This is a genomic window from Gemmatimonas sp., from assembly GCF_044376735.1.
Lineage (GTDB): Bacteria > Gemmatimonadota > Gemmatimonadetes > Gemmatimonadales > Gemmatimonadaceae > Gemmatimonas.
Window position 1 is genome coordinate 1 of the sequence record NZ_JBILKJ010000108.1, and the last position, 9,583, is coordinate 9,583.

The following is a 9,583-nucleotide window of genomic DNA, read 5'->3' on the forward strand; positions in this document are numbered from 1 at the left end:
TCGTTCATGGCGTTCCCGGGGTCAGAGTCGTTGAACGCCTGGCGTTCAACGACTCTGACCCCTTGAACGGACCCCTTGAACGCCTTGAACCGCCCTTGAACCGGATCACTCGGTGAGCGGTGGCATGTGTGTGGGGCCATCGCCCACGCCGAGTCGGGTGATGTCGTACGCTTCGTTGGGGAACTGCGCCAGTTCGATCACGTCGACGATGGCAGCGAGATCGATCGGGCCGTAACAGTGCGGATACAGATCGCCATCGGCCGGCTTGGGCGCATGGGACGGAAGTGGCGCCGGCGGTTCGTACACCAAGGGGGCCGACAGCTGCGTCGGGTCGATCACCAGCAGCACGAGATCCGGCACGCCGGCGAAATAGGCGCGCGCCGTGGGCAGCACCTGATGCGCACGCGACAGATGGATGAATCCCTCGTGCGCGAGACTGTCGGCCCCATACGCACCGTGCCGGCGCGCGTCGTTGAGCGCCTGGCGCGTGCAGATATGGAAGACGGCGATCTCAAGGGGAGTCGTCATATGGCCAACGGCGCTCAGGCTAGGGCGTTGCCGTCGGCACGTCCGTTACGCGGAAGGCGGGCGCTACGTATCCCTTGGGCAGCTGGTCCGACGGCAGCGTTACGCCGCCGCCATCGCGGACGGCGCGATAGTGCGGTGACATGATCTCCACCCCCGCCTTCGCGAATTCGTCCTGAATGTGCTGGTGCAGCTCGCCGTAGATGACCGCCATTCGGCTGGCGGCGGCGGTGAATGCATTGATCTGGTAGCTCACGTAGAAGTCGTCGAGCGACGTTTGCAGCACGAACGGCGCGGGGGTCGCCATGATGCCGTCGGTGCTCGTGGCGGCGGTGATCAAGAGTTCGTGCACTTGCCGCCACGGCACATCGTACCCGATGGTCACGGTGGAGTGAAGGATGAGGCCTTCGGCGCGCGCGCGCGCGGAGTAGTTCAGAATGTGCCCGCCGAGCACGGCGGCGTTGGGGATCGTGATCTCCACGTTCTTGATCGTCCGCACGCGCACGACGAGCAGGTTGGCCTGGATGACGTCGCCCGTCGTGTCCCCGATCTTCACGCGGTCGCCGATGCGGAAGGGCATCATGTACGTCATGACAATGCCGGCCACGACGTTGGCCACCGCCGACGTGGAGCCGAAGGAGAGCAGCACGCCGAGGAACAGCGAAGCGCTACGGAACGCCGGCGACTCCGAACCCGGCAAGTACGGAAACACGATGACCACGCCGAGGGCGAGAATGGCGAAGCGCACGATCTTCGCGGAAGGTTCAGCCCACTCCTGATGGAAGCCGCTCACGCGTAGCGAATTCTTGCCGAGCGCATCGAAGACGACGTTCGACACCCGCAGCACGAGCCGCACCACGAGCACGATCAGCGCGATGGTGACGAGGTTGGGGAGGTAATCGACAATCGACACCGCGAGCGACGACAGCGCCTTCCAGATGAATGCACGGAACTGGATGGCCGTGGCGCGCGTCCACGGGAAGAGGGAGAGCACCGTCTGCAGATAGGCCACGCCGACCACTCCGAGAATGATCCATCGGAGGGTCGCGACCGCTTGCGTGGCGATGGTCGTCAGTTGGGTGGCAGAGAGTAACTCGACGCCGCGGACATGGACGGCGGTGACGTGCGCGTCCCGCCACGCCAGCAGGTACGTCGCGCCGCGGGCGAAGATGCGCGTGATCAACCGGATCAGCGCGAGGAGCACCAGCGTCGTCAGCAGCGTGAGGGCAACCGCCGTGGTGATCCCGCGCAGGCTGCGGCCGCTGAACTCGGTTTTGAGTGCGCGCCGGAGTCGCACTTCGTAGTCGGCCGCTAGCTGCTGCCGGGTGCGTCCAAGCGGCTCGGCGTCCGGGTCGGTCACGGACAGGACCACCAGATCGCCCACCACCAGGTCGCTGCTGTTGTTACGCTCGACGATCTGGATGGCGTTCAGCGCGTCGGAAGAGCCGGCGGCAATCTTCGCGAGCCGCTGCTCGATGGCCTTGGCGCGCTCGGGTGGTTGCAGCGTTCCGAGCGGTGCACTGACCTGCAAGAGCGTTTCACCCCGGAAGCGTACCACGGCGGCCGCAGGCTGCGCGAGCGATGCTTCGCTCGTGGGCTGCGCGCGGAGCGCCGACAGCTCAAATGCCGATGACAGGACCAGCGCAAGCGCCAGCTGCCATCGGCGCACATTCCACCGAGTCCGCACGATCGATGTCGTCATGGGCATGAACCCAATAGCCGGACGCACGATTGTCAATACGACCGACGCTTCCCAGATTAGGCCGGATGACATTCATCGTGCGCCGACACATCGTGAGCATCATTGGGCTCATCGCCACGGTGGGATGCGGGCGCGGCAGCGATGCCGCGTTGACCCGGCTCCCTGTGGTGCTGCGTGTGCAGCCGTCGAACATCGTGATGCGCGCCGGTGAGACGGTCCAATTGGTGGTGCAAGCGAACGATTCGAGTGGACGGCCCGTGGGTGGGGCGCCGATCACGTTTGCCGTCGACTCGACCGGGCTGGTACGTGTGACGCGACAGGGGCTGGTGTCCACCGTCGGCCGATCGGGCCGGGATACCCTCCTCGTGATCTCCGGGTCGGTGCGCCAGCTGGTGCCGGTCTTGATTGCGGCGGGGGTGCCAAACGTCATCGCGGCCGTCGATACGGCACCGCAAGTGGGACTGGCGGGCGTGGCGCTGCCGGGCACGGTCAGCGTGATTGTGCGTGACGCGTTCGGGAATGTCGTCCCGCGTGCCACCGTGCAGTTTCTCCCGCAGTCGGGTGGTGCTGCGTCACCGGCGACCACGGTTACCGACGCGAGCGGACAGGCTCGGACCTTGTGGACGTTGGGTCCACTGGCCGGACCGCAATCGCTTCGTGTGCAGGCCGATTCGGCCCAAGTGACGATCGACGGCAGCGCACTGCCCGGTCCGATGGTGCGGGTGGTCGACCTCGACCCCGCGGCCGCGCGCGCGAGAGCCGGCGACCCGCTCTCCGTGCGTCTGCGCGCCGTGGACAGTTTCGGGAATGGCGTCGAGCGCGCGGTGTTCGCGTATCGGGTTGAGGGCGGTGGTGGGGACGTGTCCCCTGCCCGCGTGGAAAGCGACGCGTCGGGTATGGCCACCACGGTCTGGCGCAGTGGAACCAAAGCCGGTGTGAACGTGCTCCGGGTGGATGTGTCCCAGCAGCATGATACGACGCTGCTGATCTCGCGTACGTCCGTTGGTGGAGCAGCGGCGACGTTGGCGGTCGTGTCCGGCGATCGTCCACGCGTCGCCTCGGGGCGGTCCGTTCAGCGGCCGCCGGTGTGGCGCGTGAGCGATCAGTACGGCAATCCGGTCATGTCGGTGCGTGTACGCTTTCTCGTGGTGGGTGCGCAGGCGCGGGTCGAGCCATCCGAGGTGGTGACCGACGAGCGCGGACTGGCGTCCCCGCGCGCGTGGACCCTCGGCGACGCGGGCGTACAGGAACTGATCGCGGTGGCCGACGGCGTCCGCGACTCGGTCCGCGTGCGCGCGACCGCGGTGCGTCGCTGATCCACGCGGCGCATCCACCACGAGGGGAGCGATGAGTATTCACGTGGTGCTGGTGCACCCGGAGATTCACTGGAACACGGGAAATGCAGGGCGCACGTGTCTGGCGACCGGTGCCACGCTGCATCTGATCGAGCCATTGGGCTTCTCGCTCGATACCACGCAGGTGAAACGGGCCGGGCTCGACTACTGGGAGCACGTGGACCTGCGCGTGTGGCCCGATTGGGAGACATTCGAGCGGGAGTTGCCGCGCTTGGGGGTGCCCTTCTTCTTCTCGACGAAGGCGACGCGCGAATTTTGGGATGTCCCGTTGGCGCCACCCGAAGGGTCGGTGCTGATCTTTGGTCGTGAAACGGGCGGATTACCGCCGGCGCTGCACGAGCGATACGCGGAGCAGTTCGTGAGTCTGCCGATGCGGTCGGAGCGGGTGCGGTCGCTTAACCTGTCGACCTCTGTCGCGATCGCAGTATACGAGGTGCTACGGCAACGGCGCGTGATTCCCGAGGGTATCGGGCCGGGTTAGCCCCATCGTCGTGCGCGTCGCCTACGGCTCGTGCGCGTCGGTGAGTCGCGCGATGGCGCGCATGCCGTCATCGCCGATATCGAGACTATGCTCGTTCACATACAGCGCGATGTGCTGCGCGCAGACGGCGTTGGACAGCTCCTGCGCGTTGGCGCGCACGTACTCGCGGCTCGCGTCGGGATGATCGAAGGCATACTGCACCGACGCGCGAATGGCGCGTTCCACTTCGGCCACGACGTCGGCGCTCAGGTCGGCGCGCGCACAGATGCCGGCCAGCGGCACCGGCAGATTGGTGTCGCGTTCCCACCAGTCGCCGAGATCAATCGCCTTGTGCAGCCCGTGCTCGGCGTAGGTGAACCGGCTCTCGTGAATGATGAGCCCCGCGTGCACGTGGCCGCTGCTCACGGCCTGCAGAATGCGATCGTAGCGCATCTCGACGACCTGCTCGAGCTGTGGCGCGGCGAGACGCAGCAGTCGATACGCGGTGGTTTCGCGGCCGGGGATCGCCACCGGGCCGCTCACGGCCTCGGTCAGTGACATCGGCGTGCGGGTGACGACGAGCGGCCCCACGCCATGCCCAAGCGCGGCACCACTGCGCAGCAACCGGTAGCCGGTGCCGACGGCGGCGAAGGCACCGACACTGAGTTTGGTGAGATCGAACTCGCCATGGTGCGCGCGCCGGTTGAGCTCCTCGATATCGAGCAGCACCGGCGCGATGCGAACGGGGGTGTCGAGCAGTCCGAACGTGAGCGCATGAAAGGCGAACGTATCGTTGGGACACGGCGAATAGCCGAACGTCAGTTCACGCATCGGCGGAGGCATCGGCGGAGGCGTCGGTCAGGCTCTCGTGCAGCACGCGCACCAGCTGTGGAGTGATCGCGGTGATTGCGGTGAAGGCGGCGTCGAAATGCCAGCGCGTGCGATCGGGCTCCTCGATGTCGTTCGAGATCGCGCGCACTTCGATGGCCGGCACACCGGCAAGCTGGGCGGCGCGGAGCACGCCAAATCCTTCCATCGCTTCCACGTCGCAGTGCATGGTGCCTCCCACGCGGGCACTGGTGCCGATGGCTGCGGTCAGCGCGTTCGGCAGCGCGCGTTGCAGCGCCTGCAGCAGCATCGGCGATGCGCTCACCGTACTCGGCGCCCACTCGGTGGGCACATTCGAGTCGCAGTAGCGCGCGCTGTCGCCGATCACGAGCGATGCTGGTGCGAGCGCGCGCGCACGCCGGCCGCCGGCGATGCCGACGTGCAGAATGGCGGCGGGCCGCAGTGCGGCGATGGTGGCTGCGGTACGCGCGGCCGCCTCCACAGGGCCTACGCCGCACTGCAGCGTGTGCCATCCATCGGGCGTCGCGAGCTCGCGCGCCGTGGCCGCCACCACCAGAATGCGGGCGCGATCGCTCATGACGTCCTCATGGCTGGAAGTCTACCGCGTGACCACTCACTCCACGAGTTCGCCGCCCCAGCTGGCCGGGTCGACGTCGGCGATCGTTTGCGTGAGCGTCCAGGCATGGCCGGCCGGGTCGCGCACGGAGGCCTGACGCTCGCCGTCGGGGTGATCGGCGGGTGGTGTGAGGCCGGTGGCGCCGAGTGCGATGGCGCGGGCGTACGCGGCGTGGACGTCGGGGACCCGCACCATGAGCACGGCGGGGGGACGTCCACCGGCGGCGGGGACGGCGGCGGCATCCCACGCGACGACGACCATGGCGCCCGTGCCGATCGTGAGCTGCACGCGGTGCGGTCCGCGCTCGCGCGGGAAGCGCAGACGCTCGTGGGCGCCGAGCACGTCGCGCAGCCACGCCACGGCGGCATCGACGTCGGGGTAGCTGCGCATCGGGATGAACGTGGCGTCCGGGACGGAGCGGTTGTGTCGCGGCGCGCGAGTGGGGCCGGCCTCCGCGAGCGCCGCATCCTGATGCGCGAGGATCAACGGCCACGCGGCCTCGTGGGCATCGCGCGCGTCGACGGTGGCGAAGCCCTCGTGCGTGAGCGTGACCTGCGTGAAGTCACCGGCGATCGCGTCGAGGTGCACGGTGAGCGTGGTTTCAGTGCCGGCGGTGCCGCCGGCGCCGGTGACCCAGGTCAGCGACACGAGCGCATCGGGTACGAGCCGCACGAAGCGGCCGTAGTGCGGATGACGTACGGGCTCACGGCCGTCGGTGAACCGCTGTGCGACTTCGAAGAAAAACGGCTCGCCGACCTCGGCCCGTACGCGCGCGGTGTCGGACTCGGCGAACCACGACGTCCAGCCCGTGGTCCACGCGCGATAGAGCGTGGTGGCGGATCGCGGTGAGGTGCGGGTGATGGTGAGCGTGTACATGGCGGTAATTTACGCGGCATGAGAGCCTACGTATTTGCCACACTGGTGTTGGCGATGACGGCATGCAGCGGGCGGCGCGTGGCCACGGGTGCGCTGACGAATGCGTCGGTAACGCCGAAGATCGTGGACCTCGATGTGCGTGGCGTGGGCGCGCCGGTCTATCGCATTCCCGCGCTGGCGGTCACGAACACGGGCACGCTGCTGGCGGCGTACGATGCGCGCCCAACGATGGCCGATGTGCCGAGTAACATTGCGCTGGTGCTGCGCCGCAGTCGCGATGGCGGGGCCACGTGGAGCGACCGCGTGGTGGTGCGGGCGGACACGGCGCCATATGGGTTTGGTGATCCCAGCTTCGTGGTGGATCGCACGACGGGGCGCGTGTGGCTGTTTCATGTGGCGTCGGTGCGTCAGGGCTTTTTCGGATCGAGCACGGGTGCGCGCGACGACGATCCGAACGTGTTGCAGGCCGACGTCAGCTGGTCGGACGACGACGGTGTCACGTGGCGGCATCGACGATTGACGTCGATGATCAAGGACGCGTCGTGGGGTGGCCTGTTCGCGACATCGGGGCTTGGCATTCAGCTACAGCACGGCGCACACGCGGGGCGGCTGGTGCAGCAGTTCGTGATCCGTCGCGCCGGCGCGACGTACGGCGCGAGCGTGTTCAGCGACGACCACGGCGCCACGTGGCGCACAGGCGCGCTGGTGGGGCCCGGCGTGGACGAGAACAAAGTGGTGGAGCTGGCCGACGGCACGGTGCAGCTGAACGCGCGGGCCACGCCGTATCGATTGATCGCCGAGTCGCGTGATGGTGGCGCGACCTATGGTGCCGTGCGGGCGGATACAGCGTTGATCGATCCGGCGAACAACGCGTCGATTGTCGCGGTACGGCGCGGGGTGCTGTTGTTCAGCAACACCGCGAGTCGGGCGGGGCGCGAGCGACTCACGCTGCGGCTGTCGTGCACCGATGGCGCCACGTGGGCTGCGTCGCGCGTGCTGGTGGAGGGGGCCGCCGCGTACTCCACGATGGCGATGCTCCCCAATGGTGACGTGGGCGTGTTGTTCGAGCGTGGTGCGTACGCGGCGATCAGCTACGTGCGCGTTCCGGTGTCGTGGGTGGGCCGGTGTTGAGCGGGCGGTGCGCGGGGCTACTCCTTCGTGCCCACCGGCACGCCCTGTGCACGGGCGCGCTCCAGCCGGTCGAGACGTTTGGCGCCCTGTGACATGGCGTGCTCCACGAACGGGGCCGAGGACAGCGCGAAGGGCACGGCATCGGCCGGATACGCCGCGAACGCTTCGGTGATCACGGCGATGGCGGGGTCCATCAGCACGTTCATGGTGTCGGCGATGGCGTCCCACACCGGCGCGCCGTGCTCGATGCCCAGGCGTGACAGCAGATACAGTCCGTAGGCGATGTGGCGTGACTCATCGAGCTTGAGCAGGCCGGTCATCTGCTGCATGCCCGGCAGGATGTCGCGTGACACGAGAATCTCGTGAAACACGTGATACCCGGTTTCGGCGAGCACGCCTTCGACGATCATGTTGTACGTGGCCGATGCGCGGGCCTGCGCCACCGGTGACGTATCGTGGCGGAGCCGTTGCATCGCCTGCGGGAGCGCGTCGGTGAAGATCGTGTGATACGCGGGGGTGTGGAATCGGGTCAGGTCGGTGTCGAGGGCGCCCACCGCGTGCAGAAACCGGTGCATCCCCTCCACGTGCTTGGCTTCTTCCCACACGAACGACGTGAGATACAGCTGTTCGTCCAATCGCCGTTCCTGCGAGACGACATCCAGCAGCGGCAGGATGTCGATCACCACCGCCTCTTCGCCGCCCTGAAAGAGCGTGGCGAGACGGAGCAGCAGGTCCTGCTCATCGGGGGCCAGCGCGCGCCAATGCTCGGCATCGACGGTGAAGTCGATGTCGGCCGGATTCCAGATGCCGTGTCGCTTGGCTTTCTCCCAGAGGCGCCATGGCACCGACTCGTCGGTGAGTGCGCCCCGCTCGAGACTCCGGAATCCCGGCCGCGGCGCCGACATGCCCGCGGGGACTGCGGTGTGGTCGGGCGTGGTGGGCACGGCGGGCGCACGGTCGTCTGCAGACGGACTCACCGCGCGCGCCACGTCCACGAGCGCATTGGCGGCGCCCACGTGGGGCAGCAGCATGGGGAGCATGCCCTTCGACAACATCAGATGGCCGCGCATGAGCGCCACCGTGGGGGCTTCGTCGCCGCGCAGCACCGTCAGCCACGCCGTGAGTGGGCCGCTGATGACGAATCTGGCCTGTCGGAGGTCGGCCTCCGTGGCGAGGCGGGCGGCGTGACACCGCCCGTGCTTGAGGTCGAGAAAGACCGCGGCGGCGGGATGCCCATGGTCGGCGTCGGCGGTGCGCTGCAGGCACACCGCCCCATCCCACCGGCGCGCGGCCTCCCGGTACATGGCACTGGATTCGAGCGCGGCGCCGAGCGCCAACGCCCACTCGTGGCTGAACAGGGGATGCATGACCGGTGGATCAGGGTGAACGCGCGCACCGACGTCCCGCGCCGCAGCGCGGGGCGTGCCGGTCCGTTCGGGATGGTAGCCTCCGGCGGCGGCAGCAGCAATGCGCTGACGCTTCCGGCACCGGAAGGCAGTAGAATCGTGCATGCTGATCCGCCGCGCTCCCCGCCCTCGCCGCCGCTGCGTCGAGTCGATTGCCCTGATGATCGCCCTCGCGATCGCCCTTGTGCTCGCGAACCCCGCGGGGGTGCGCGCCCAACCCGCCGACGGGCGCCCCAACGTCGTGCTCATCATCACCGACGACCTGGGCTACGCCGACGTGGGCGTGTACGGCGCCAAAGACCTTCGCACGCCGAACATCGACCGGCTCGCGCGCGAGGGCGTGCGCTTCACCGACTTTTACGCCAACGCCACCACCTGCTCACCCACGCGCGCCGGGCTCATCACGGGGCGCTATCAGCAGCGCTACGGCGTGGAGCAACCGTTGTCGGCTGACGGTGCCACGCCGGACGCCGGGGAGCACGGCCTCGACGCGTCGCCCTATTCGCTGCCGCGCCTGCTGAAGGGCGGCGGCTACGCGACCGCCCTCGTCGGCAAGTGGCACCTCGGGTACACCGCCGCGCAGAGCCCGCTGGCGCACGGGTTCGACTACTTCTTCGGGCTCAAGAGCGGCTATCACGACTACTGGCACCACAACGACAGCCG

At 68.1% G+C, this 9,583-nt stretch carries 10 protein-coding genes; 4 read left to right on the top strand and 6 right to left on the bottom strand.

Annotated features, from left to right (window positions below; all coding sequences use genetic code 11):
* Positions 1-105: 105 nt before the first annotated feature.
* Both ACIRA7_RS12465 and ACIRA7_RS12470 read right to left on the bottom strand, forming a co-directional pair.
* Positions 106-528: a DUF952 domain-containing protein gene (locus ACIRA7_RS12465; protein WP_396221171.1), complete on the bottom strand. Its 423-nt coding sequence runs from the start codon at positions 526-528 to the stop codon at positions 106-108.
* Positions 529-547: 19 nt separating this feature from the next.
* Entirely contained in the window at positions 548-2,233 is a 1,686-nt protein-coding gene (locus ACIRA7_RS12470; protein WP_396221172.1) for a mechanosensitive ion channel family protein, read from the bottom strand.
* A gap of 59 nt (positions 2,234-2,292) precedes the next feature.
* Here ACIRA7_RS12470 and ACIRA7_RS12475 point away from each other — a divergent pair, with 59 nt between their 5' ends.
* Together ACIRA7_RS12475 and ACIRA7_RS12480 are read left to right on the top strand one after the other, a co-directional pair.
* Positions 2,293-3,543: an Ig-like domain-containing protein gene (locus tag ACIRA7_RS12475; protein WP_396221173.1), complete on the top strand. Its 1,251-nt coding sequence runs from the start codon at positions 2,293-2,295 to the stop codon at positions 3,541-3,543.
* A gap of 31 nt (positions 3,544-3,574) precedes the next feature.
* Entirely contained in the window at positions 3,575-4,063 is a 489-nt protein-coding gene (locus ACIRA7_RS12480; protein WP_396221174.1) for a tRNA (cytidine(34)-2'-O)-methyltransferase, read from the top strand.
* Between the two features lie 21 nt (positions 4,064-4,084).
* On the opposite strand, the gene ACIRA7_RS12485 is transcribed toward ACIRA7_RS12480, so the two are convergent.
* Genes ACIRA7_RS12485 through ACIRA7_RS12495 form a run of 3 tightly spaced genes read right to left on the bottom strand, consistent with a single transcriptional unit; the run spans position 4,085 to position 6,383 of the window.
* The gene (locus ACIRA7_RS12485; protein ID WP_396221175.1) at positions 4,085-4,885 is read right to left on the bottom strand and encodes a 1,4-dihydroxy-6-naphthoate synthase; all 801 of its coding nucleotides are present in this window, start codon (positions 4,883-4,885) and stop codon (positions 4,085-4,087) included.
* Positions 4,866-5,468: a hypothetical protein gene (locus ACIRA7_RS12490; RefSeq protein ID WP_396221176.1), complete on the bottom strand. Its 603-nt coding sequence runs from the start codon at positions 5,466-5,468 to the stop codon at positions 4,866-4,868. The genes ACIRA7_RS12485 and ACIRA7_RS12490 overlap by 20 nt, the downstream gene beginning before the upstream one ends.
* A 36-nt stretch (positions 5,469-5,504) precedes the next feature.
* Positions 5,505-6,383 (bottom strand): SRPBCC domain-containing protein, encoded by an 879-nt coding sequence (locus tag ACIRA7_RS12495; RefSeq protein ID WP_396221177.1) that lies wholly within the window; start codon positions 6,381-6,383, stop codon positions 5,505-5,507.
* An 18-nt stretch (positions 6,384-6,401) separates the two neighbouring features.
* Here ACIRA7_RS12495 and ACIRA7_RS12500 point away from each other — a divergent pair, with 18 nt between their 5' ends.
* Positions 6,402-7,514, top strand: a complete 1,113-nt coding sequence (locus ACIRA7_RS12500) for an exo-alpha-sialidase (protein WP_396221178.1) — start codon at positions 6,402-6,404, stop codon at positions 7,512-7,514.
* Between the two features lie 17 nt (positions 7,515-7,531).
* Here the strand turns inward: ACIRA7_RS12500 and ACIRA7_RS12505 are convergent, their stop codons facing one another.
* Positions 7,532-8,881, bottom strand: coding sequence for a R2-like ligand-binding oxidase (locus tag ACIRA7_RS12505; protein WP_396221179.1), 1,350 nt, complete (start codon positions 8,879-8,881; stop codon positions 7,532-7,534).
* Positions 8,882-9,080: 199 nt separating this feature from the next.
* Here ACIRA7_RS12505 and ACIRA7_RS12510 point away from each other — a divergent pair.
* A partial coding sequence (locus tag ACIRA7_RS12510) for a sulfatase-like hydrolase/transferase (RefSeq protein WP_396221180.1) occupies positions 9,081-9,583 on the top strand: 503 nt, incomplete at its 3' end.